At 60.2% G+C, this 23,490-nt stretch carries 21 protein-coding genes; 15 read left to right on the forward strand and 6 right to left on the reverse strand.

The genetic code is table 11. From position 1 onward, the window contains the following. Positions 1 to 38: 38 nt before the first annotated feature. On the reverse strand, positions 39 to 1,094 hold the full coding sequence (gene bioB / locus AC3IP0_RS26055; protein WP_489317461.1) for a biotin synthase BioB: 1,056 nt from the start codon (positions 1,092 to 1,094) through the stop codon (positions 39 to 41). Positions 1,095 to 1,187: 93 nt separating this feature from the next. Here bioB and AC3IP0_RS26060 point away from each other — a divergent pair, with 93 nt between their 5' ends. The 5 genes from AC3IP0_RS26060 (at position 1,188) to rarD (ending at position 6,929) form a co-directional block, all read left to right on the forward strand. Next, complete coding sequence (locus tag AC3IP0_RS26060; protein WP_489326215.1) at positions 1,188 to 1,928, forward strand: ComFC family protein; 741 nt, start codon at positions 1,188 to 1,190, stop codon at positions 1,926 to 1,928. Positions 1,929 to 1,991: 63 nt separating this feature from the next. Further along, complete coding sequence (locus AC3IP0_RS26065) at positions 1,992 to 2,756, forward strand: TOBE domain-containing protein (RefSeq protein WP_489317463.1); 765 nt, start codon at positions 1,992 to 1,994, stop codon at positions 2,754 to 2,756. Between the two features lie 67 nt (positions 2,757 to 2,823). Then, positions 2,824 to 4,725, forward strand: coding sequence for a PhoX family protein (locus AC3IP0_RS26070; protein WP_489317464.1), 1,902 nt, complete (start codon positions 2,824 to 2,826; stop codon positions 4,723 to 4,725). 183 nt (positions 4,726 to 4,908) lie between these two features. Further along, positions 4,909 to 5,883, forward strand: a complete 975-nt coding sequence (locus AC3IP0_RS26075; protein ID WP_489317465.1) for a serine/threonine protein kinase — start codon at positions 4,909 to 4,911, stop codon at positions 5,881 to 5,883. Between the two features lie 158 nt (positions 5,884 to 6,041). Then, on the forward strand, positions 6,042 to 6,929 hold the full coding sequence (gene rarD / locus AC3IP0_RS26080) for an EamA family transporter RarD (protein WP_046039417.1): 888 nt from the start codon (positions 6,042 to 6,044) through the stop codon (positions 6,927 to 6,929). Positions 6,930 to 7,144: 215 nt separating this feature from the next. Here the strand turns inward: rarD and AC3IP0_RS26085 are convergent, their stop codons facing one another. Beyond that, entirely contained in the window at positions 7,145 to 7,663 is a 519-nt protein-coding gene (locus tag AC3IP0_RS26085) for a glycine cleavage system transcriptional repressor (protein ID WP_223460390.1), read from the reverse strand. 546 nt (positions 7,664 to 8,209) lie between these two features. On the opposite strand from AC3IP0_RS26085, the gene AC3IP0_RS26090 reads away from it, so the two are divergent. Continuing rightward, positions 8,210 to 10,399: a malate synthase G gene (locus AC3IP0_RS26090; RefSeq protein ID WP_489317466.1), complete on the forward strand. Its 2,190-nt coding sequence runs from the start codon at positions 8,210 to 8,212 to the stop codon at positions 10,397 to 10,399. 73 nt (positions 10,400 to 10,472) lie between these two features. Here the strand turns inward: AC3IP0_RS26090 and AC3IP0_RS26095 are convergent, their stop codons facing one another. Then, entirely contained in the window at positions 10,473 to 11,384 is a 912-nt protein-coding gene (locus AC3IP0_RS26095) for an EamA family transporter (protein WP_489317467.1), read from the reverse strand. A gap of 366 nt (positions 11,385 to 11,750) precedes the next feature. Continuing rightward, positions 11,751 to 12,194: a response regulator gene (locus AC3IP0_RS26100; RefSeq protein WP_489317468.1), complete on the reverse strand. Its 444-nt coding sequence runs from the start codon at positions 12,192 to 12,194 to the stop codon at positions 11,751 to 11,753. 253 nt (positions 12,195 to 12,447) lie between these two features. Between AC3IP0_RS26100 and AC3IP0_RS26105 the strand changes: the two genes are divergently transcribed. From AC3IP0_RS26105 to AC3IP0_RS26140, 8 genes are all read left to right on the forward strand, one after another. After that, on the forward strand, positions 12,448 to 14,388 hold the full coding sequence (locus tag AC3IP0_RS26105) for a putative nucleotidyltransferase substrate binding domain-containing protein (RefSeq protein ID WP_489326218.1): 1,941 nt from the start codon (positions 12,448 to 12,450) through the stop codon (positions 14,386 to 14,388). Further along, positions 14,385 to 15,092 carry a 3'-5' exonuclease gene (locus AC3IP0_RS26110; protein WP_489326220.1) on the forward strand — a complete coding sequence of 236 codons (708 nt, stop codon included), beginning with the start codon at positions 14,385 to 14,387 and terminating at the stop codon, positions 15,090 to 15,092. Before AC3IP0_RS26105 ends, AC3IP0_RS26110 begins: the two co-directional genes overlap by 4 nt. 154 nt (positions 15,093 to 15,246) lie before the next feature. Beyond that, complete coding sequence (locus tag AC3IP0_RS26115) at positions 15,247 to 15,765, forward strand: RNA polymerase sigma factor (protein WP_008048225.1); 519 nt, start codon at positions 15,247 to 15,249, stop codon at positions 15,763 to 15,765. Next, on the forward strand, positions 15,762 to 16,736 hold the full coding sequence (locus AC3IP0_RS26120) for a FecR domain-containing protein (protein WP_489317471.1): 975 nt from the start codon (positions 15,762 to 15,764) through the stop codon (positions 16,734 to 16,736). The genes AC3IP0_RS26115 and AC3IP0_RS26120 overlap by 4 nt, the downstream gene beginning before the upstream one ends. Positions 16,737 to 16,979: 243 nt before the next feature. After that, positions 16,980 to 19,424, forward strand: coding sequence for a TonB-dependent siderophore receptor (locus AC3IP0_RS26125; RefSeq protein WP_489317472.1), 2,445 nt, complete (start codon positions 16,980 to 16,982; stop codon positions 19,422 to 19,424). Positions 19,425 to 19,496: 72 nt separating this feature from the next. Next, positions 19,497 to 20,627, forward strand: coding sequence for a PepSY-associated TM helix domain-containing protein (locus AC3IP0_RS26130; RefSeq protein ID WP_489317473.1), 1,131 nt, complete (start codon positions 19,497 to 19,499; stop codon positions 20,625 to 20,627). Further along, entirely contained in the window at positions 20,624 to 20,803 is a 180-nt protein-coding gene (locus AC3IP0_RS26135; RefSeq protein WP_489317474.1) for a hypothetical protein, read from the forward strand. The genes AC3IP0_RS26130 and AC3IP0_RS26135 overlap by 4 nt, the downstream gene beginning before the upstream one ends. 171 nt (positions 20,804 to 20,974) lie before the next feature. Beyond that, positions 20,975 to 21,604, forward strand: a complete 630-nt coding sequence (locus tag AC3IP0_RS26140; RefSeq protein WP_477777296.1) for a glutathione S-transferase family protein — start codon at positions 20,975 to 20,977, stop codon at positions 21,602 to 21,604. 12 nt (positions 21,605 to 21,616) lie between these two features. Here the strand turns inward: AC3IP0_RS26140 and rloA2 are convergent, their stop codons facing one another. After that, the gene (gene rloA2 / locus AC3IP0_RS26145) at positions 21,617 to 22,123 is read right to left on the reverse strand and encodes a retropepsin-like aspartic peptidase RloA2 (protein ID WP_489317475.1); all 507 of its coding nucleotides are present in this window, start codon (positions 22,121 to 22,123) and stop codon (positions 21,617 to 21,619) included. 164 nt (positions 22,124 to 22,287) lie between these two features. Here rloA2 and AC3IP0_RS26150 point away from each other — a divergent pair, with 164 nt between their 5' ends. Further along, positions 22,288 to 22,788 (forward strand): 1-acyl-sn-glycerol-3-phosphate acyltransferase, encoded by a 501-nt coding sequence (locus AC3IP0_RS26150; protein WP_489326222.1) that lies wholly within the window; start codon positions 22,288 to 22,290, stop codon positions 22,786 to 22,788. Between the two features lies 1 nt (position 22,789). Here the strand turns inward: AC3IP0_RS26150 and AC3IP0_RS26155 are convergent, their stop codons facing one another. Beyond that, on the reverse strand, positions 22,790 to 23,344 hold the full coding sequence (locus AC3IP0_RS26155) for a DUF2780 domain-containing protein (protein ID WP_489317476.1): 555 nt from the start codon (positions 23,342 to 23,344) through the stop codon (positions 22,790 to 22,792). Positions 23,345 to 23,490: the final 146 nt, after the last annotated feature.

Genomic DNA, 23,490 nt, shown 5'->3' on the forward strand with positions numbered 1-23,490 from the left:
AGGGTTTTGCATTCCAACCAGAGAAGTCGGTGGAAGACTCAGACGGCCGCGTTATAGAACTGCTCGCTGCTCTTCTGCTCCACCAGCGCCTGCTCGATAGCGGCCTGATGCACCTCGTCGGCGTGCTCTTCACGGGCTTCCGGCAGGATGCCCAGGCGCGAGAACAGTTGCATGTCCTTGTCGGCCTGCGGGTTGGCGGTGGTCAGCAGTTTTTCGCCGTAGAAAATCGAGTTGGCGCCGGCGAAGAACGCCAGGGCCTGCATCTGCTCGTTCATGGCTTCGCGGCCGGCGGACAGGCGCACGTGGGATTGCGGCATCAGGATGCGCGCGACGGCGAGCATGCGGATGAAGTCGAACGGATCGACGTCGTCGGCATTTTCCAGCGGCGTACCGGCGACTTTCACCAGCATGTTGATCGGCACCGACTCCGGATGCTCCGGCAGGTTGGCCAGCTGGATCAGCAGGTTGGCGCGGTCGTCCAGCGACTCGCCCATGCCGAGGATGCCACCGGAACAGATCTTCATCCCCGACTCACGCACATAGGCCAGGGTTTGCAGGCGCTCGCTGTAGGTGCGGGTGGTGATGATGCTGCCGTAGAACTCAGGCGAGGTGTCGAGGTTGTGGTTGTAGTAGTCGAGGCCGGCCTGAGCCAGCGCTTCGGTCTGATCCTGATCCAGGCGACCGAGGGTCATGCAGGTTTCCAGGCCCAGGGCCTTCACGCCTTCGACCATTTTCAATACGTACGGCATGTCCTTGGCCGACGGGTGCTTCCACGCCGCGCCCATGCAGAAGCGGGTCGAGCCGATGGCCTTGGCACGAGCGGCCTCTTCGAGGACCTTCTGCACCTCCATCAGTTTTTCTTTTTCCAGGCCGGTGTTGTAGTGACCGGACTGCGGACAATATTTGCAATCTTCCGGGCAGGCGCCGGTTTTGATCGACAGCAGGGTCGACACCTGGACGCGGTTGGCGTCGAAATGCGCACGGTGCACCGTCTGCGCCTGGAACAACAGGTCGTTGAATGGCTGAACGAAGAGTGCTTTGACTTCGGCCAAAGTCCAGTCATGACGCAGGGTTGCAGTGGTGCTGGCACTCATGGGCGTTTCCTTTGAATTATGCTTTGGCAGGCGGCTGGGTAATGGAATGTCACAGTCGCTTCACAGTTGTTTCGGCATATTTAAGGAAGAGCGATGCGCTGTCAACCACGATACGAAGGACAGGTTTACATCTGGTTAAAAAACAAACAAACATGTCTTTTGTGCGATGAACCGGCCGACGGCATCCCTCCTGTCTGCATGGCCTGCGAAACCGAGTTGCCCTGGCTCGGCGATCATTGCATCACCTGCGCCCTGCCGCTCCCGGCCGCGGGCCTGACCTGCGGCCATTGCTTGAAGCAGCCGCCGGCCTTCGAACAAGTGATTGTCCCCTGGACCTACAGCTTTCCGGTAGACAGCCTGATCACCCGCTTCAAACACAACGCAAAGTGGCCGTTTGGCCGCCTGCTCGCCGAACTTCTCGTTCAATACCTGCAACATCGCTTCGAAGACGATCTGCAGCGCCCCGATGCGCTGATCCCGGTGCCGTTGGCCAACCGACGCCTGCGCCAGCGCGGGTTCAATCAGGCGGCGATGCTGGCTTACTGGTTGAGTGCGAGTCTCGATATCCCTTGCGACGAACGGTTGCTGCTGCGCACCCAAGACACCGACGCCCAACAGGCCTTGAATGCCGAAGCCCGCCGAAAAAACCTGCGCAACGCTTTCGCCCTGGCACCCGGCGCCGTCGTCAAAGGCCTGCACCTGGCCCTGGTCGACGACGTACTGACCACCGGTGCCACGGCCCAGGCACTGGCTCGCCTGCTGATGGACGCCGGGGCGGCGAGGGTCGACGTCTATTGCCTGGCCCGCACGCCCAAACCCGGCGAGACACCCTGACTTGACTCGCACGGCCTAAGCGACCAACGTCCTCACCATCGTCACCACCCAAAGCGACTTGTCATGTCTTTGCCAACCTTGCTGTCCCAGCACATTGTCCGCCGTCCGCAGCGCATCGCCCTGCTGCAGCACATCGCCGAACAAGGCTCGATCACCCGCGCGGCAAAAAGCGCGGGCCTGAGCTACAAGGCTGCCTGGGATGCGATCGATGAGCTGAACAACCTGGCGCAGAAGCCGCTGGTGGAGCGGATTGTCGGCGGCAAGGGCGGCGGCGGTGCGCGCCTGTCCAACGAAGGCGAGCGGGTGTTGCGCCTGTACCAGAAGCTGCAAGCCTTGCAGGCCCAGGTGCTGGAAGCCGCTGAAGACGCGAGCGATCTGGATCTGCTCGGGCGCCTGATGCTGCGCACCAGCGCGCGCAATCAGTTGCACGGCAAGGTGATCGCGATTGAACCTCAGGGGCGCAACGACCTGATTCGCCTCGACGTCGCCGAAGGCCTGATCGTCGCCGCGCAAATCACCCACGACAGCACCGAGCGCCTGGAGCTGCAAATCGGCAGCGAAGTCGTGGCATTGATCAAGGCCGGCTGGCTCGACGTACTGGAAAGCGATTCCGCCGAAACTCCTGGAAACAATTGCCTCAGGGGCATCATCGAAAAAATCCTCGACGCCGACGACGGCCCCAGCGAAGTGCGCATCACCCTGCCCAACGGTCTGACCCTATGCGCCTTGGCCGAACCGAGTCATCTGCAAGCATCGGAGCTGACCTGCGGCAAGCCGGTGCGCGTCGAGTTTTCGCCGTCCCGGGTTCTGCTGGGCACACCACTGTAAGCAGAACTGCAACAAAAGGTTCATTACTCATCTTTAAGGTGTCTGCAAAATCCGCAGGGAGCCTGAAATGAGCCTATTAGAAGAAAACCAGTCCACCGACCTCGAAAACATGGTCGGCCTCAGCCGTCGCGGCTTCATCAGCGCAGGTGCCCTGTGCGGCGCTGCGATGTTCCTCGGCGGCAACCTGCTGAGCCGCAGCGTGATGGCCGCCAGCGTCAGCGCCGGCAACAGCCAGTTACTGGGCTTCGACAGCATTGCCGCCGCCACCAGCGATTCCATCACCCTGCCAGCGGGCTACAAGTCCTCGGTGCTGATCAGCTGGGGCCAGCCTCTGCACAAGGACGGCCCGGCGTTCGACCCGAGCGGCAACGGCAGCGCCGAACATCAGGAAGCCCAGTTCGGCGACAACAACGACGGCATGAGCCTGTTCGAATTTCCGGGCGAAAAAGACCGGGCGCTGATGGCGATCAACAACGAATACACCAACTACCGCTACCTCTACGCCCACGGCGGCATGCCGCAATCGGCGCAAGAAGTGCGCAAGGCACTGGCCTGCGAAGGTGTGTCGGTGATTGAAGTGCAGCGCAAGAACGGCCAATGGCAATTCGTCCAGGGCTCACGCTACAACCGCCGCATTCACGGCAACGCACCCATCACCCTGAGCGGCCCGGCCGCCGGACATGCCCTGCTGAAAACCAGCGCCGATCCGCACGGCAAGAACGTCCTCGGCACGTTCCAGAACTGCGCCAACGGCAAGACGCCGTGGGGCACCTATCTGACCTGTGAAGAGAACTTCACCGACTGCTTCGGCAGCAGCAACGCCGAGCAGAAATTCGACCCGGCGCAAAAACGCTACGGCGTGGTGGCCACCAGCAAAGAGATCAACTGGCACCAGCACGACGAACGCTTCGACATGGCGAAGAACCCCAACGAGCTCAACCGTCACGGCTGGGTGGTGGAGATCGATCCGTTCGATCCGAAGTCGACGCCGGTCAAACGCACGGCCCTGGGGCGCTTCAAACACGAAAACGCAGCCCTTGCGGAAACTGGCGACGGTCATGCCGTGGTGTACATGGGCGACGATGAACGCGGGGAGTTCATCTACAAATTCGTCAGCCGCGACAAGATCGACCACAAGAACCCCAAGGCCAACCGCGACATTCTTGACCACGGCACCCTGTACGTGGCGCGTTTCGATGCCGGCGACGGCAACGTCGATCACCCGAAAGGCCAGGGTGAATGGATCGAACTGACCCATGGTAAAAACGGCATCGACGCCAGCAGCGGTTTTGCCGATCAGGCCGAAGTGCTGATCCACGCCCGCCTGGCTGCCAGCGTGGTGAAAGCGACGCGCATGGACCGCCCGGAATGGATCGTGGTCAGCCCCAAGGATGGCCAGGTCTACTGCACGCTGACCAACAACGCCAAACGTGGTGAAGACGGGCAACCAGTGGGCGGGCCGAACCCGCGCGAGAAGAACGTCTACGGGCAGATCCTGCGCTGGCGCACCGAGCGTGACGATCACGGCTCGAAAACCTTTACCTGGGATCTGTTCGTCGTCGCCGGTAATCCGGGGGTTCACGCCGGCACACCAAAAGGCGGATCGTCGAACATCACGCCGCAGAACATGTTCAACAGCCCGGACGGTCTGGGCTTCGACAAGGCCGGACGCTTGTGGATTCTCACCGACGGCGATTCGAGCAACGCCGGAGACTTTGCCGGCATGGGCAACAACCAGATGCTCTGTGCCGACCCGGTAACCGGCGAGATTCGCCGCTTCATGGTTGGCCCGGTAGGTTGTGAAGTGACGGGGATCAGCTTCTCGCCGGATCAGAAAACCCTGTTTGTCGGGATTCAGCATCCGGGTGAAAACGGTGGTTCGACCTTCCCCGAGCACCTGCCCAATGGCAAGCCGCGCTCATCGGTGATGGCGATTTCGCGGGAAGATGGCGGGATCGTCGGCGCCTGACAGACCCTCATCGCGAGCAAGCTCGCTCCCACAAGTTCGTGCGCAGGTTTCAAGCCTGCGCAATTCCTGTGGGAGCGGGCTTGCCCGCGATGGCGTCAGCAAGGACAACACTCACCTCAAGCCCCGCCGTCTGCGCTACCATGCCTGGCCGGACGCAGCAGCCTGCTGCGCGCAGGAGTCAGCATGGCCCACCCGTTTGAAACCCTCACACCAGACCTCGTGCTCGATGCCGTCGAAAGCATCGGCTTTCTCAGCGACGCACGCATCCTGGCCCTCAACAGCTACGAGAACCGCGTCTATCAAGTCGGTATCGAAGACGCCGAGCCGCTGATCGCCAAGTTCTACCGGCCGCAACGTTGGACCAACGAAGCCATTCTGGAAGAGCACCAGTTCACCGCCGAACTCGCCGACTGCGAGGTGCCGGTCGTGGCGCCGTTGATCCACAATGGCGAAACCCTGCACGAACACAAAGGATTCCGTTTCACCCTGTTCCCCCGCCGTGGCGGCCGCGCACCGGAGCCGGGCAACCTCGACCAGTTGTATCGCCTGGGCCAGTTGCTCGGGCGCCTGCATGCAGTCGGCTCGACCCGGCCGTTCGAGCACCGTGAAGCGCTGGCGGTAAAGAATTTCGGCCATGACTCGCTGGCCACGCTGCTCGACGGCAACTTCATCCCCCGCAGCCTGCTGCCGGCCTACGAATCGGTAGCCCGCGATCTGCTCAAGCGTGTGGAAGATGCCTACAACAACACGCCGCACCAGAACATCCGCATGCACGGTGACTGCCACCCCGGCAACATGATGTGCCGTGACGAGATGTTCCATATCGTCGACCTCGACGACTGTCGCATGGGTCCGGCGGTGCAGGACATCTGGATGATGCTCGCCGGCGATCGTCAGGATTGCCTGAGCCAGTTGTCGGAACTGATGGACGGCTACAACGAATTCCACGACTTCGACCCCCGTGAACTGGCCTTGATCGAACCGCTGCGCGCCTTGCGCCTGATGCACTACAGCGCCTGGCTCGCCCGCCGCTGGGAAGACCCGGCCTTCCCCCGCAGTTTTCCGTGGTTCGGCACCGAGCGTTATTGGGGGGATCAGGTGTTGGCGTTGCGCGAGCAACTGGCGGCGCTCAATGAAGAGCCGTTGAAGCTGTTTTAATCGAAAATCAAAAGATCGCAGCCTTCGGCAGCTCCTACAGGGCGAACATGTTTTCTCTGTAGGAGCTGCCGAAGGCTGCGATCTTTTTTCTGACACGACACATCTATACAACCACCTTACAATCCCTTCTTTGTTAGCTGCCTAAGCAAGGATTCTGCATGCAAGCCGCCAACCCGCGTCGCGGGTACATTCTAGGCCTGAGTGCCTACATCATCTGGGGACTTTTCCCCCTCTACTTCAAAGCCATCGCCAGCGTGCCCGCCGTGGAAATCATCATCCACCGGGTACTGTGGTCGGCGCTGTTCGGCGCCTTGTTGCTGATGGTCTGGAAGCATCCCGGCTGGTGGCGCGAGCTGCGGGAAAACCCACGACGACTGGCGATCCTGGCCCTGAGCGGTGCGCTGATCGCGGCCAACTGGCTGACCTACGTCTGGTCGGTGAACAACGGACGCATGCTGGAGGCCAGTCTCGGTTACTACATCAACCCCTTGGTGAACGTGTTGCTGGGCATGCTGATCCTCGGCGAACGGCTGCGGCGCATGCAATGGATTGCCGTCGGTCTGGCGGCTGTGGGTGTGGCGCAACAGGTCTGGCAGGTCGGCAGCCTGCCGTGGGTGTCGCTGGTGCTGGCACTGACCTTCGGTTTCTATGGCCTGATTCGCAAGCAGGCGCCGGTCAAGGCGCTGCCGGGGCTGGTGGTGGAAACCTGGATGCTGGTACCGATTGCCCTCGGCTGGTTGCTGCTCAATCCGACAGCCAGCAGCGCCCAGGCCGAATTCTGGACCACGTCCCAAGCCTGGTGGCTGGTCGCCGCCGGCCCGATCACGCTGGTGCCGCTGGTCTGCTTCAACGCTGCTGCACGGCATTTGCCCTACACGACACTGGGGTTTCTCCAGTATCTGGCACCGACACTGGTGCTGCTGCAAGCGGTCCTGCTGTTTGGCGAGCACCTGTCGTCCAGCACCTTGGTAGCGTTCATGTTTATCTGGGCCGGCCTGGCGGTTTACAGCATCGATGCGTGGATAAGTTTGCGCCGTCGCAGCTGATCAAAAAACGCACAAAACCCTACAGGCCACGTCTCCCGTGGCCTGCATCATTCCTTCCCAAGGTTATCCACAGCGTGATCCCCGCCGATTGTGCGCAAGTGGCTGAAATTGCTGGTTTTTTGATCAGATTCTGGAGAGCCCCGGTCGGCGTGGCCTGGCGGGGTGTCTCTACAGGTTATCCACAGGCCGGTGCACGTTTAACTTGGATAACCTGATCAAGGTTCACTGCGCAGCACCAATTCGACCATCAGGTCGTCAGCCAGGGTTTCCAGGCGCGATTGCAGTACGTCCAGCGACAGGGTCAGCGGGACCGCGAGAATTGCTTCGGCATGGAACAACGGCTCGCTGCTCATCGGTGCCGGACGCACTTCGGTGACCAGTCGTTCCAGATTCACCCCCTGCTCGCTCAGCAAGCGCGTGATGTCACGCACGATCCCCGGCCGATCATTGCCCACCAGTTCCATGGCGATCGGTTTCCAGGTGCAGGATTGTTCGATACCGCTTTCAGCGATCAACACGCGAATGCCCTGGGTGGACAAGCCCTGCAGGGCATCGACCAATTCGTCGTAGGCCTCGGCCGGCACCCCCACTCGAAGAATCCCGGCGAATTGTCCCGCCATGCGCGACATGCGGCTTTCGAGCCAATTGCCGCCGTGCTCGGCAATGCATTGGGCAATGCGCTCGACTTGCCCGGGCTTGTCCGGAGCAAAAACAGTGAGTACGAGGTGGTCCATGGCGCAGCCCTCCAGTCATGACTTTTGTTATAGAGAACCAAGTATAGGCAAGGGTTGGACCTGCGCCGACAGGTCAGGCGCCTTCGCGAGCAGGCTCGCTCCCACAAGGGTTGCGCGGGCCTTGGTGGGAGCGAGCATGCTCGCGAATGAAGGCACCGCCGATCTGACTGACCCAACAAATCGTGTACAACTTTTGATATTTAACTGGAACAATCCAATGGTTTTTTGAGAACATCACGCTCCCCGACGTGACCGCAATGCGTCATGGGGTCGCAGAACGACGTAATTAGTCTAATTTTCACAACCGCAATTCATCATGTAGTATGCCGCAGCGCGCACTACATAACGTTGGATCGATGTCTGCCGCAGGCACGTTCGCAACCCTGAAAGCCCTGTCAGCAAGGCCCCAAGCCGTTGATTGGTCCCAACCCAGCCGCCTGTCATGGGCATGTACTGGTAGAGGGGTTTGTGGTTTAAATGGCCAAAGGCTTCATTGTTAAATTGAAGAGCTGAAAAGCGAAATAGCTGAGCAGAGTGAGGCAAGCAATGACTGAACACGTTCAAGTCGGTGGCCTGCAGGTCGCCAAAGTCCTGTTCGACTTCGTGAACAACGAAGCCATTCCCGGTACCGGCCTCACCGCCGATAAGTTCTGGGCCGGTGCCGACAAGGTCATCCATGACCTGGCGCCGAAGAACAAAGCCCTACTCGCCAAACGCGATGATTTCCAGGCTCAAATCGATTCCTGGCATCAGGAACGCAAAGCTCTTGGGACAGCTCAGGAGCCCGACGCGAAGGCCTATAAAGCCTTCCTGCAAGAGATCGGTTATCTGCTGCCAGAAGCGGCCGACTTCCAGGCAACGACGCAAAACGTCGATGAAGAAATCGCCCGCATGGCCGGCCCGCAGCTCGTGGTGCCGGTGATGAACGCCCGCTTCGCGCTCAATGCCTCGAACGCCCGCTGGGGCTCGCTGTACGATGCGCTCTACGGCACCGACGCCATCAGCGAAGCCGACGGCGCGGAAAAAGGCAAAGGCTACAACAAGGTGCGCGGTGACAAGGTCATCGCTTTCGCCCGTGCCTTCCTCGACGAAGCGGCGCCTTTGGCGGCCGGCTCCCACGTCGACTCCACCGGCTACAAGATCGTCGACGGCAAACTGGTGGTCGCCCTTAAAGGTGGTAGCAACAGCGGCCTGCGCAACGATGCGCAACTGATCGGCTTCCAGGGCGATGCCGCTGCACCGACCGCGATCCTGCTGAAAAACAATGGCCTGCATTTCGAAATCCAGGTCGACGCCAACACCCCGGTCGGCCAGACCGACGCGGCCGGCGTCAAAGACATCCTGATGGAAGCCGCGCTGACCACCATCATGGACTGCGAAGACTCGGTTGCCGCCGTCGACGCCGATGACAAAGTGGTGATCTACCGCAACTGGCTCGGCCTGATGAAGGGCGATCTGTCGGAAGACGTCGCCAAGGGTGGTCAGACCTTTACCCGCACCATGAACGCCGACCGCACCTACACCGCGGTCGATGGCAGTGAACTGAGCCTGCACGGTCGTTCGTTGCTGTTCGTGCGTAACGTTGGTCACCTGATGACCATCGACGCGATCCTTGACAGTCAAGGTAACGAAGTGCCGGAAGGCATTCTCGATGGCCTGGTGACTTGTCTGGCATCGATGCACAACCTGAACGGCAACACCTCGCGCAAAAACACCCGCACCGGCTCGATCTACATCGTCAAGCCGAAGATGCACGGCCCGGAAGAAGCGGCGTTCACCAACGAGCTGTTCGGTCGCATCGAAGACGTGCTGGGCCTGCCACGCAACACCCTCAAAGTCGGGATCATGGACGAGGAGCGTCGTACCACGATCAACCTCAAGGCCTGCATCAAGGCGGCGAGCGAGCGTGTGGTGTTCATCAACACTGGTTTCCTCGACCGCACGGGCGACGAAATCCACACCTCCATGGAAGCCGGCCCGATGGTGCGCAAGGCGGACATGAAGGCGGAAAAATGGATCGGTGCCTACGAGAACTCCAACGTCGATATCGGTCTGAGCACCGGCCTGCAAGGTCGCGCACAGATCGGTAAAGGCATGTGGGCCATGCCTGACCTGATGGCGGCGATGCTCGAACAGAAAATCGCTCACCCGATGGCCGGTGCCAACACCGCTTGGGTACCATCGCCGACCGCTGCTGCGCTGCACGCGCTGCACTACCACAAGGTTGACGTGTTCGCCCGTCAGGCCGAACTGGCCAAACGTGCCCATGCTTCGGTAGACGACATCCTGACCATCCCGCTGGCGGTGAACCCGCAGTGGACCGCCGAACAGATCAAGAACGAACTGGACAACAACTCCCAGGGCATTCTTGGCTACGTGGTGCGCTGGATCGACCAAGGCGTCGGCTGTTCGAAAGTGCCGGACATCAACGATGTCGGCCTGATGGAAGACCGTGCAACGCTGCGTATTTCCAGCCAGCACATCGCCAACTGGCTGCGTCACGGTATCGTCACCGAAGACCAGGTCATGGAAAGCCTCAAGCGCATGGCGCCGGTGGTTGACCGTCAGAACGCCGGCGACGCGCTGTACCGTCCGCTGGCCCCGAACTTCGACAGCAACATCGCCTTCCAGGCGGCGGTCGAACTGGTGGTCGAAGGCACGAAGCAACCGAACGGCTACACCGAGCCGGTCCTGCACCGTCGTCGTCGCGAGTTCAAGGCGAAGAACGGGTTGTAACCAGCTGTCTCCACAGCAATCCCCCGGTTGAAAAAACGGGGGATTTTTGTTTCTGCTTCCTGCAAATGCAGAACTATTTCTTGTAACGCATTGCGTTTGTAGCGATGTGGCGGCCTATTCTCGATGCATTCATGAACAAGGTGATTCCAAGGACCGTGATTATGAGAGCAAACAGTTTTTCGCCACCGATGGGTTCGTCGAGTACATACCAGGAGGTCAAGATCCCCGATATCGGAACAATCACCGACAACGGTGCAACCTGACTCGCAGGATACTTCTCAATCATTCGGTTCCAGACCCAATACCCGAATACCGTCGCCACATAGGCCTGGAACAGGACAGATGCCAGCACCGGAGCGGTCATGTTCGTTAGCAACGCCTGGAAAGGGGCTGCTCCCTTGACCCAGTAAGTCATCAGATATAGAGGAGGTGTTGCATACAGACTCGACCAAACGACAAAGGGAAATATATCAACCACTTTGCTTCTCTTGACCAGCACATTGCAAAGACTCCAGAACAATGCACCGAGCAATACCAGGAAAAGTCCAAAGCCTTCGGCATCACCATCCGTCACATGAATAATAAACATCAGCCCCACCAACGCCATGAGAATGCCGGTTACTTGTATTGCCGTCATTTTCTCGCCAAACAACAGGACTCCCCATATGACCGTGAAAAAAGCACTGAATTGCAAGAGCAAAGACGTCACACCGGCACTGACGCCAAGAAACATTCCATAGTTCATCAACCAGCACATTCCAACACCGAACAACAAACCGTAAACGACAGTTACAAAAGTACTGACCTCCTTCGGCTTAGGGATGAAGAACACCAGCGGCAATGCGCAGAAAGTAAAGCGCAACGCTGTCAATATGAACGGGTCGATACCGTTAAGGCTGATATCAATTACCGTAAAATTGCTACCCCACATGACTGTCACACCGACAACAAGTATAAGATCGCGAAATTCCATTTTCTTTATCATATCGTCCTCATTGCGATACATAGCCACACAACCCAGGAAGAGTAACGACCTAAGTACTGTCAGTATTTTTATCCGCAGGAACTAACTGAAGCCTGAATGCATGACAAACATCGCCATACTCAAGCCACTAAAATCGGAGAGTCAAACTGGCAACCTGGGTGGTGCGGCGACAGACTTAATTAAACCAAGCACGAGATCAAACAAATGCCTGCTTCAGCTTTCAAGCTCTGAACGGTAGCTGAATAACCGAAAGAAAGAACAAGCTATTTGTGAGTAGTTTTTTCGCAAATCAACTAGATAAAATTAATTACAAGTTTAATTCACCAAAGCAACTCGAAGCTGTAATTAACAATTACAGGAGATCAGTTATTTAATGCCTAATTCGAGCTTTACCAGTGTCAGCAAATGACTGGCATCGATCGGTTTGAGCAGAAAGTCCACCACGCTCAAATGCATCGCGGCGATCGCATCTTTTACGTCGGCATCGCCCGAGACGATGATGATCGGCAACGCCGCCCGTACCGACTCGCGCACCTGTCGGATCAGGTCCAGCCCGTCGATGTGGCCCATGCGCAGGTCGGTAATCACCAGTCCGATCGAAGGTTTCTCCTCCAGCATCTTGAGCGCCGCTTCGCCACTGGCCGCGGTCAGGCAGCGAATACCGTCCAGCGCGAGGATCTCTGACAGCAGGTCCCGGGCGTCTTTATCGTCATCGACGATCAGCACCCGTTGCGGTGGCAGGTCAGGTTCCAGCATGACGGCACTCAGCGCTTCGCGCTCGGCGTCGCTCAAAATATCGTGGTCGGACATGGCTTTCCCTATATGTTCAATACAATTCCCTGGCACAGCAGTGAGACATCCCTAAGCAGACCATCAATGTGCACCTCGTCGGAGAATAGTCCAATAGGGCAGCAGAGAGGTTTTTCGCACAATTGCGTAGGCTTCTTCCGACATTTCAGGGCGCTAACTGCCTACCTAGACTTACGTCCAATGGGCACCCCGGCCACAGGGGTCGACCATGTCCTGGTCATCCGACTACAACAATTCAAAAAAGACTGCGGTAATGGTTATGAGTAAAGCGGACGCCTTCACACAGGCAGGGAAAACCGCGGTGTTGCAGAACATCCAGGGCACGTTGCAATTCCTTCAGCGCTTCCCGCCTTTCAACCAGATGGAACACGCTCACCTGGCGTATCTGGTCGAGCAATGTCAGCTGCGTTTTTACGCCCCCGGCGAGAGCATCATCAAACCCGCCGACGGGCCGGTCGAGTACTTCTATATCGTCAAGCAAGGCCGGGTCGTGGGCGAGCGTCCGCATACGGCAAAAGGTGGCACCGAAACGGTCTTCGAGATAACCACCGGCGAATGTTTCCCCCTGGCGGCGTTGCTGGGTGAACGGGCGACCCGCACCGAGCACCTGGCCGGCGAAGACACCTTCTGCCTGCAACTGAACAAGCCGGCGTTCATCCGCCTGTTTTCGCTATCGGACACCTTCCGCAACTTCGCCCTGCGCTGCGTCAGCAGCCTGCTGGATCAGGTCAACCAGCAAGTGCAGCAAAAAGCCGTGGAAACCCTGGGCACCCAATATTCGCTCAATACCCGACTGGGCGAATTGGCCATGCGCCACCCGGTAACGTGCGGCCCGCAGACGCCATTGCGCGAAGCCGTGACGTTGATGCACGAACAACAGGTCGGCAGCATCGTGGTGGTCGATGAACTCAAGGCGCCACTGGGGATTTTCACCCTGCGCGACCTGCGCCAGACCGTGGCCAACGGCAGCAGTGATTTCAACGAAGCCATCGAAGGGCACATGACCCGGGCGCCGTTCTTCCTGTCGCCGGATCACAGTGCATTCGACGCGGCGATTGCCATGACCGAGCGTCACATCGCCCATGTCTGCCTGGTCAAGGACCAACGCTTGTGCGGCGTGGTTTCCGAGCGCGATCTGTTTTCCCTGCAACGGATCGACCTGGTGCATCTGGCGCGCACTATCCGCAATGCCCAGAAAGTGGAAAACCTGGTGGCGCTGCGGGGCGAAATCGGTCAACTGGTCGAGCGCATGCTGGCCCACGGCGCATCTTCGACGCAGATCACCCACATCATCACCTTGCTCAACGACCACACCGTGTGCCGGGTGATCGAACTGACCCTCGCCGAAAAAGGTGACCCCGGCGTGCCGTTCAGCTGGTTGTGTTTCGGCAGCGAAGGTCGTCGCGAGCAGACCCTGCACACCGATCAGGACAACGGCATTCTGTTCGAAGCCCGGGACGCGGCCCATGCCGCCGAGATTCGCGGCAAGCTGCTGCCTATTGCCCAGCAGATCAACCAGAGCCTGGCGCTGTGCGGCTTCACCTTGTGCAAGGGCAATATCATGGCCGGCAACCCCGAGCTGTGTCTGTCCCGGGCCGAATGGGCGCGGCGCTTTGCGGCATTTATCCGCGAGGCCACCCCGGAGAACCTGCTGGGTTCGAGCATCTATTTCGATTTGCGCGTGGTCTGGGGCAGCGAGCCAGGCTGTGAGCAATTGCGTCGGGGCATTCTCGAGCAGGTCGGCGACAACCGTTTGTTCCAGCGCATGATGGCCGAGAATGCGCTGCGCAATCGCCCGCCAGTAGGGCGTTTCCGCGAGTTCGTGCTGGCGCGCAAAAATGGCGAGAAGGCCACCCTGGACCTGAAGATCCAGGGTCTGGCACCCTTTGTCGACGGTGCCCGGTTGCTGGCCCTGGTCCACGGTATCGAAGCGAACAACACGCTGGAGCGTTTTCGCCAGTTGGTCGACAAGGAGGTCATCGATCCCCTGGACGGCGCCGCGTACGAAGAGGCCTATCACTTCATCCAGCAAACCCGCATGCAGCAACACCAACTACAGACCCGGGAGAATTTTCCTTACTCAAACCGGGTCGATCCCGACAGCCTCAATCATCTGGACCGGCGCATCCTGCGTGAGTCCCTGCGCCAGGCACAGCGCCTGCAAAGCAGCCTGGCCTTGCGGTATCAGTTATGAGCCTGTTTTCGTGGCTGCGCCCGCCGAGTCCCACCCTACCCGGCCACCTGCAACATCGGCTGGAACAATTACCGACGGCTGCCGACCTGGCGCAGTGCAGCCTGCACGAGCAACGCTGGGTGGTGCTCGATCTGGAAACCACCGGCCTGAACCTGAACAAGGACCATATGTTGTCCATTGGCGCGGTGGTGATCGAGGACGGAGCCATCGACTTTCGCCAGCTGTTCGAACGCACCCTGCAATATCCGCAAGTGAAACTCGGTCCCAGCGTGCTGATCCACGGCATTGGCCCCAGCGCCATTGCGGCGGGCAGCGATCCGGCAGAAGCACTGCTCGACCTGTTGGAGTACATCGGGGACAGTCCGGTGCTGGCCTTCCACGCGCCGTTTGACCAGCACATGCTCGGCCGTGCGCTGAAAGATCATCTGGGCTTCAAGTTGCAGCATCCGTTTCTGGATGTGGCGGACATTGCGCCACTGCTCTGCCCCCAGGCGCACATTCGCGAGGCCGGGCTGGACGATTGGATCGACTGGTTCAAGCTCGAAGTCTTCGAGCGCCACCACGCCAGCGCCGACGCCCTGGCCACCGCCGAACTGATGCTGATCCTGTTCAGCCGTGCGCGACAGCAGCAGATTCACAGCCCGTTGAATCTGCAACAGCGCTTGAATCAGTGGAAGCGCCGGCAGCAGGCGCCGTCCTTCTGACCCATACGCCATCCCTGTAGGAGCGAGCTTGCTCGCTCCTACAGGTGCCGTCGCCAAATCCCCACCCGACCAACGCCAATTGCTTACCTCCCTTGCCTCTGCCACAATCGCGAACAATTCTCGTTAGTTAATATTTCCCAATCGGTGATGCGGCGTGTCGTCAGTCCCAAGCCCTCAAAGTGAGCTCGTCGGTGCGTTATATCGCGACCATCGCGGTTGGCTGTTGGCCTGGCTTCGTCGCAACGTCGCCTGCCCGCAGCGGGCCGAAGACCTGAGCCAGGACACTTTCGTACGCTTGCTGGGCCGTGAGGAACTGAAGGTACCGCGCGAGCCCCGGGCGTTCCTGGTGGCGATCGCCAAGGGCCTGCTGTTCGATTATTTCCGTCGCGCCGCGCTGGAACAGGCCTATCTCACCGAGCTGATGCTGATTCCCGAAGCCGAACAACCGTCGGTGGAAGAACAGCAAATGATCCTCGAAGACCTGAAAAACATCGACCGCTTGCTCGGCAAGCTTTCCAGCAAGGCCCGGGCGGCGTTCCTCTACAACCGTCTCGATGGCCTCGGCCACGCAGAAATCGCCGAGCGCCTCGGTGTGTCGGTGCCGCGGGTGCGCCAGTACCTGGCCCAAGGCATTCGCCAGTGCTATATCGCGCTGTATGGTGAGCCGACATGAATCCGGTCAGTTCCAAACCGGTATCGGCCAGCGTGCTGGACGCGGCGATTGCCTGGCAGTTGTCCATGGACTCCGCCAACCCGGTAGAGCGCGAAGAGTTCGCCAAGTGGCACGCTGCCCACGAAGAGCACGCCCGCGCCTGGCGCCAGTTGGGCATGCTCGACCAGCGTTTCAGCGTGGCCAGCGGCCCGGCTCGCACCGCCTTGCTGCAATCGCGCGAAGGCATTCGCCGGCGAGTGCGCAAGCTTGGCAACGGTGTCGCCAGCATCGTTGCAGTGATCGGCCTGGCCCTGTTCGCCGGGGAACGTTACCTGCCGATCGACTATTGGCTGGCCGACCAGCGCACCGCCGTTGGCGAACAGCGCACCCTGCGTCTGGCTGACGGCACGCTGATCAATCTCAATACCCACAGCGCGCTGGATGTGCGTTTCGATGAAAAGCAGCGGCGCATCGTGCTTCAGGAAGGCGAAATCCTGGTCGAAACCGGCCACGGCGATCCCCGGCCGTTCATTGTCGAAACCCGCGAAGGCAGCATGCGTGCGCTGGGTACGCGGTTTCTGGTCAAGCGCGAGGAAGACGGAACGCGCTTGAGCGTCCTGCAGTCGGCGGTAGCGGTTCACCCTGAATCCAACCCTGACGAACAGATTCTGCGCGAAGGCCAGCAGGTGCTGATCCGCAACAACGGCCTGGGTCCGGTCCTGGCCGTCAGCCTCGGCGCGGATGCCTGGACCCGCGGCATGCTGGTGGTGGACAACACGCGGCTGGAAGATCTGGTGCATGAAATCGGCCGCTATCGAAACGGATACGTCGGGGTCGCACCGGAAGTGGCCGACCTGCGCATCACCGGCAGCTTCCCGCTGCGCGACACCGACCTGGCACTCAATGCCCTGCTGCCGACCCTGCCGGTGCAGATCGAACAGCACACGCAATGGTGGGTGAAGGTCGTGGCCAAGGCTGATACCAAGCCCTGAAAAGCTTTTTGTCTGATCAACCGTCATCGCGAGCAAGCTCGCTCCCACATTGGAATGCATTTCAAAATGTGGGAGCGAGCTTGCTCGCGATGACGGCGTTCGACTCCCCGCAAAAACCGTTTTGACCCAATACCAGCCGCAACCGACTTCTGAATCGAAATTATTTTCATCCAGCCCTATCACTTTTTGATTTTCGTTCGGCACACAGGCAATTGAGAAATGTTTCCATTCAGGAGCCGCTGTATGCCTCGTTCGCTAGACTCCCTGTTGCGCCGCAGTTTGCTGGCAGTCGCCATTGCCCTTTGCACCCCTTTGGCCAGCAGCCAACTGGTCGCCGCCGAACAGGTGTCCAGCGTCCGCGCCTACAACCTGCCGGCCGCGCCGTTGGCCAGCACCCTGAACCAGATCGCCAGCCAGGCCGGTTTGGCCCTGTCGTTGAATCCATCCCTGGCCGCGGGCAAAACCTCGGCGCCGGTCAAAGGTCAGTTCGACGCAGCCAGCGCCCTGCGCGAAGCCCTGCGTGGCACCGGGCTGCAACTGGAACTGAGCAGTGCGGGCACCTATAGCCTGGTGGCCGTGCCCGAGGGCGTGATGGACCTGCCGGCCACCAGCGTGATCGGCGTGCAAGACACTGAAAGCGCCTGGGGCCCGGTACAGGGCTACCTGGCCAAGCGCACCGCCGCCGGCACCAAGACCGACACCGCGCTGGTCGAGGCGCCGCGTTCGATTTCGGTCGTCACTCGCGAGCAGATGGACGACCGCAACGCGCACACCCTCGACGATGCCGTGCGCTACTTGCCGGGCATCACCTCCAGCAGCTTCGGCAGCGACACCCGCGCCGACTGGTTGCGCGTGCGGGGTTTCGAGCCGACTCAATTCCTCGACGGCCTGCCACTGCCAAAAGGTGTGTACTCCAACCCTAAACAGGAAACCTGGAACCTCGACCGACTGGCGCTGCTTCGCGGCCCGGCCTCCTCGGTGTACGGCCAGACCCCACCGGGCGGCCTGTTGGACATGGTCAGCCGTCGCCCAAGCGCTGAAGCCAGCAGCGAGATCCAGCTGCAATACGGCAGTGACAATCATCGTCAGATCAACTTCGCCAGCACCGGCAAGATCGACGACGAAGGCCAGTTCCTGTACAGCCTCAGCGGCGTGCTGCGCGACGGCGGCACGCCCATCGACCACATCGATGACAAGCGCTACAACATTGCGCCGAGCCTGACCTGGAACATCGACGAAGACACCAGGTTCACCCTGCTCACGCAATTCACCCGGGACGATACCGGTATCACCAGTCAGTTCTATCCGATCCAGGGCACCAAGATCGACATGCCGTTCGGCGATATCTCCCACCACAAGAACCTGGGTGACCCGAACTACGACTTCTATGACCGCACCTACTACGCGCTGGGTTATGCCTTCGAACACCGCTTGAACGATGTCTGGCAGTTCCGCCAGAACCTGCGCTACACCAAGTCGGAGCTGTCGTTCCAGGCCGTGACCGTCAATAGCTACAACCCTGACTTTGCCGAGTTCGGGTTTGTCGTCGACGATCAAGGCAACACCGGCCGTGGCACCACCAATGTCGACGAAGACATCGCCCAATTCGCCGTGGACAACAACTTCCAGGGCGACTTTGTCACCGGCGACGTCAGTCACACCTTGCTGATCGGCCTGGATCACCAGCGCAACACCACCAACTACCTCTCGATCTTCGGCACCGCGCCAGACATCAACGTCAACGACCCGGTCTATGGCTTGCCGATCACCCGTCCGCCACGCTCCACGGCGTTCTACGACTACGAACAAAAGACCCAGCAGACCGGCCTGTACATCCAGGACCAGATGGCTCTCGGCCAATGGCGCCTGACCCTCGGCGGCCGTGAAGACTGGGTCCACACCGGTACCACGTTCTTCAACAAGGGCGATGCCACCAACACCGAACGCGACAAGAACTTCAGCGGCAACGCGGCGATCAGCTACGTGTTCGACTCGGGCTTCGTGCCCTACCTGTCCTACGCCGAATCGTTCCAGCCGACCAGCAATGCCGTCGCCTCGCCGACCGAGTCGTTCAAGCCGACCGAAGGCAAGCAATGGGAACTGGGGATCAAGTACCAGCCACCGGGCAGCAACACCCTGCTGACGGCGGCTGTGTATGACCTGACCCAGAAAAACGTTTCCGTCACCAACAACGTGGGCAACGTGACAGTCACCAGCCAGACCGGCGAAGTGAAAGTCAAAGGCCTGGAGCTGGAAGCCGTTTCCGACGTGACCGAAAACCTCAAGGTCACCGCTGCCTACACCCTGGCCAAATCCGAAGTGCAAGAGGGCATCTACAAGGGCAATCGCCTGCAACTGATGCCTAACCAGCAAGCGTCGGTGTGGGGCGACTACACCTGGCACAACGGCGTGCTGGATGGCTTCGGCATCGGCGCCGGCGCGCGCTATACCGGCAACACCTATGGCGACCAGGCCAACACCTGGCTGGGCAAGGCCGACGCCTACACGGTGTTCGACGCGGTGGTTCACTACGACCTCGGTCGCCTGGACAACAGCCTCAAAGGCGCTTCGCTGGCCGTTAACGCAACCAACCTGTTCGACAAGGACTACATCTCGACTTGCGATAGCTACTACTGCTACTACGGCGACCAGCGCAGTGTCGTCGCAAGTGCAACCTACAAGTGGTAACGCTTTGAGCTGACACGCCCAATGACCAGGCCGTCCTTCGTGGGCGGCTTTGGTTTTTCTGAAGGCTATGAAATGAAAAGTAAAACAATTCGCCGCTGGTCCGCTGTTCATACCTGGACCAGCCTGATTTGTACGGTGTTCCTGTTGCTGTTGGCACTGACCGGCCTGCCGCTGATCTTTCACCACGAGATCGACCACTTGCTGGGCGATGCGCCTGAAGTGAAAGTAATGCCGGCGAACACCCTGCACCTGAATTTGCAGCAGTTGGTGGAAGCGGCCGAGAAGCATCGCCCCGGCGAAGTCATGCAGTATTTCGGCTTCGAGGACGATGAGCCCAACGCGGTGCTGACCATCATGGCCGCGACCGCGGGCACCGAGCCGAACTCGTCCCACACCTTCATGCTCGACGCCCGTACCGGCGAAGCGCTGGAGACGCCATCGGCCAACGGTGGTTTCATGATGACCATGCTGCGCCTGCACGTGGACATGTTTGCCGGGCTGCCGGGCAAGTTGCTGCTGGCGTTCATGGGGTTGCTGTTCGTCGTCGCGATTGTCTCCGGCACGGTGCTGTACCTGCCGTTCATGCGCCGCTTGAAATTCGCCACCGTGCGCCAGGACAAATCCACCCGACTGCGCTGGCTCGACCTGCATAACCTGATCGGTGTGGTGACGTTGACCTGGGCCCTGGTGGTCGGCATGACGGGCGTAATTAGTGCCTGCGCCGACCTGATCATTGCCGCCTGGCGCAACGACAGCCTGAGCGCGATGGTCGCGCCGTACCGCGATGCGCCACCACTGACGCAACTCGCGCCCGCGACCCGTTTGCTCGATATCGCCAAAGATGTCGCGCCGGGCATGCAGCCGGACTTCATCGCTTTCCCAGGCACGCGGTTTTCCAGCGAGCACCATTACGCGGTATTCATGAAAGGCAGCACGCACCTGACCTCGCACCTGCTGACGCCGGTACTGATCGACGCCAACACCCTGCAAGTCACCGCCGCGGCCGAACGACCGTGGTACATGGACGCCATGGGCATGTCGCAGCCTCTGCACTTCGGTGACTACGGAGGCATGCCGATGCAGATACTCTGGGCGACCCTCGATGTGCTGACCATCATCGTGCTTGGTAGCGGGGTCTACCTGTGGGTGGTGCGGCGCAAGGCTGCCAGGCCGGTGCTGGAAAAAGCGGAGAGCCTGGCATGAAGCCCCGGCAGTCTAACTTCTGGAAAGTGTTTGCCATCCCGACCGTCATCGCGGTGCTCAGCGCGGCAGGGTTGTTTGCCGCGTTGCTCGGGGATGGTGTTTGGGATTCGTTGAGCTGGGTGGGGCTGGGCATCCCCGCAGCCCTGGCCCTGCGCGGTCTCTTCCAACGCCGTTGATCCCTGTGGGAGCGAGCTTGCTCGCGATGGGGCCATGTCAGTCACCATTGTCGTATCTGACACACCGCCATCGCGAGCAAGCTCGCTCCCACAAGGGCCCAAGCCATGACGCTTGAGCTATCAGGCCAACGCGCTATGCTGCCCGACACTGCCACCGATCGAGACGCTGCCATGTCCGCCCCGAGCATGACCCTGTACCACAACCCGCTCTCTCCCTTCGTTCGCAAAGTCATGGTGCTGCTGCACGAAACCGGCCAGCAGAACCGCGTGGCGTTGCAGACCAGCGTGCTCACCCCGGTCAACCCGGACCTGACCCTGATCGACGACAACCCTTTGAGCAAAATCCCGGCGCTGCGCCTGGCCGATGGCAATGTCATCCACGACAGCCGGGTCATCCTCGACTACCTCGATCAGCAACACGTCGGCAACCCGCTGATCCCACGCGAAGGCTCGGCCCGCTGGCGGCGCCTTACCCTCGCTTCGCTGGCCGACGGGATCATGGACGCGGCTGTGCTGGTGCGCTACGAAGTCGCCCTGCGCGCCCCCGAGAAACACTGGGACGAATGGCTCGACGGCCAGCGCGACAAGATCCGTCGTGCCCTGGCATTGCTGGAAAAGGACGCAATTGCCGAGCTGACCTGCCACTTCGACGTGGCCGCGATCAGCGTGGCCTGTGCACTGGGTTACCTGGACCTGCGCCATCCGGATCTGGATTGGCGCGAAGCCAATCCGCAACTCGCGGCGTGGTATTTCGAGGTGAGTCAGCGGCCTTCGATGATTGCAACGATGCCGAAGGTTTAAGCCTTCAAAAGATCAGCAATCCGGCTTGTCGGCCGTAAACCGTCGTGCCGGATTCACCGCCGCCCCGAACTCGCGCAACGCCTTGGCACCGATCAGCAACGGGTAGTTGAAGCTGCTACGGTCAGTCAGGTTGACCTCGACCGTGCGCTTGACGTTACCCAGGCACAGCTCCAGATCGACCACCGGACGTTTGGTGGGTGCGATCACGTCGCTGTCATCCTCTTCCTCTTCGGAACGGGTCTTGATCTTGCTAACCCGTGCGACCTTGTGTTCATAGACCTGATTGCCCGCATCCTTGGTTCCGAGGCGGAAACGCACCCAGTCTTCGCCGTCACGCTTGAAGGTTTCGATGTCCTTGGCCGACAGCGACGCGGTCAGGGCGCCGGTGTCCATTTTCGCCTTGAGGACCTGCCCGCCGATTTCCGGCAGGGCGATGTATTCGTAACGACCATAGAGGGTCGGTTCGGCGGCCATGACCGGCAGGGCGATGAGGGAGAGCACTGCAAGGAGGGATTTCACGTAATGGGTTTCCATGAGAGTGAGCAGTCGGATTTTAGACCGTCGTGCGCTTGATCGTTCCCACAAGGTTACCGACGCAAAAGTGAAACATTCGTCACCGCCGATTTGGCCTGCCACCCGAAGCTGCTTATCATGGCGCGCCCGACCGCTTCCACGAGTGACTTATGCGCCGCCTGCTCACCGGCTGTTTCGTGACCCTGCTGCTTGTGCTCAACACCCTGGTCCTGATCGGGCCGCTGATGATGTTTGCCCTGCTCAAGCTGGTCCTGCCCGGCCGTTTTCGCGATTACGCCTCATGGTCGGTGATGTGGATCGCCGAGACCTGGTCGGAGATCGACAAGCTGATTTTCCGCTGGTGTATCCCCACCCAATGGGACATCCGTGGCGGTGATGATCTGCGTCGCGACACTTCATATCTGGTGATCGGCAACCATCAATCCTGGGTCGACATCCCGGCGCTGATCCAGACGCTGAACCGGCGCACGCCGTTCTTCAAGTTCTTCCTCAAGAAAGAGCTGATCTGGGTGCCCTTCCTGGGCCTGGCGTGGTGGCAGGGAGATTACGAAAACGACCCTGCGTTTCGCGAGAAGGTCCAGGAATGGGTCAACCAGCTCTGGATCGAGAAGGACCGGCGCATCGACGCCTTGCGCGCCGGGCGCCGCTGAGTCAGCTACCGGCGCCAGCGCCCCAGATGCTGCCCAGGCTGCTCAGCAGCGAACCGCCGACGCCCTGCTGACCGAGGTATTGCAGGAGCACCGGGGCAAACTGTCCGATCATGCCGCTGTCCATGCCCAGGGCGCTGAAGGCGTTGTTCAGGTCGTTGGTGTCCTTGACGTTGCCCAGGGCGTTATCCAGCCCTGCAGCTTTGCCGCTGGAACCTAGCAGACCGGCCAGTGCACCCAACTCACCGCCGCCCGAGAGCATGTCGATGCCCGGCACGCTTTGGGCCAGTTCCGAGTAGTCGGTCGAACTCAACTGGTTCTTCGCCAGCCCCAGCATCGCCCCGGCACCGCCAACGGCTTGCTGTGGGGTGATGTCCAGTTCACTGAGAGTGCTCAGCAGGTCGGCTGTCTGCGGTGTCGGTGCGGCGGTCGCGGCCGCGTCACCGCCCTTCATGCCGGCAATGGCATTGGCCGCATCACCCAGACTGAACTGTGCGAAGACCGGGCTGGCCGCCAGGGTCAGGAGTGATGCCAGGGCAAAACCGCGTGAAATCTTCATTCAGACATCCTCTTGCGTCATGAAAAACGCCCGGCTTACAGGCGCAAAGCTGCCGGTTTGACCGGGCAAACGCGGGCATGTTCCTCAGGTTTCCACCCATTTCCCACCCGCTCGTCACAAAGCAGCCCAGAAGCCTGCGGCACTAT

The organism is Pseudomonas sp. GL_103, from assembly GCF_057835175.1.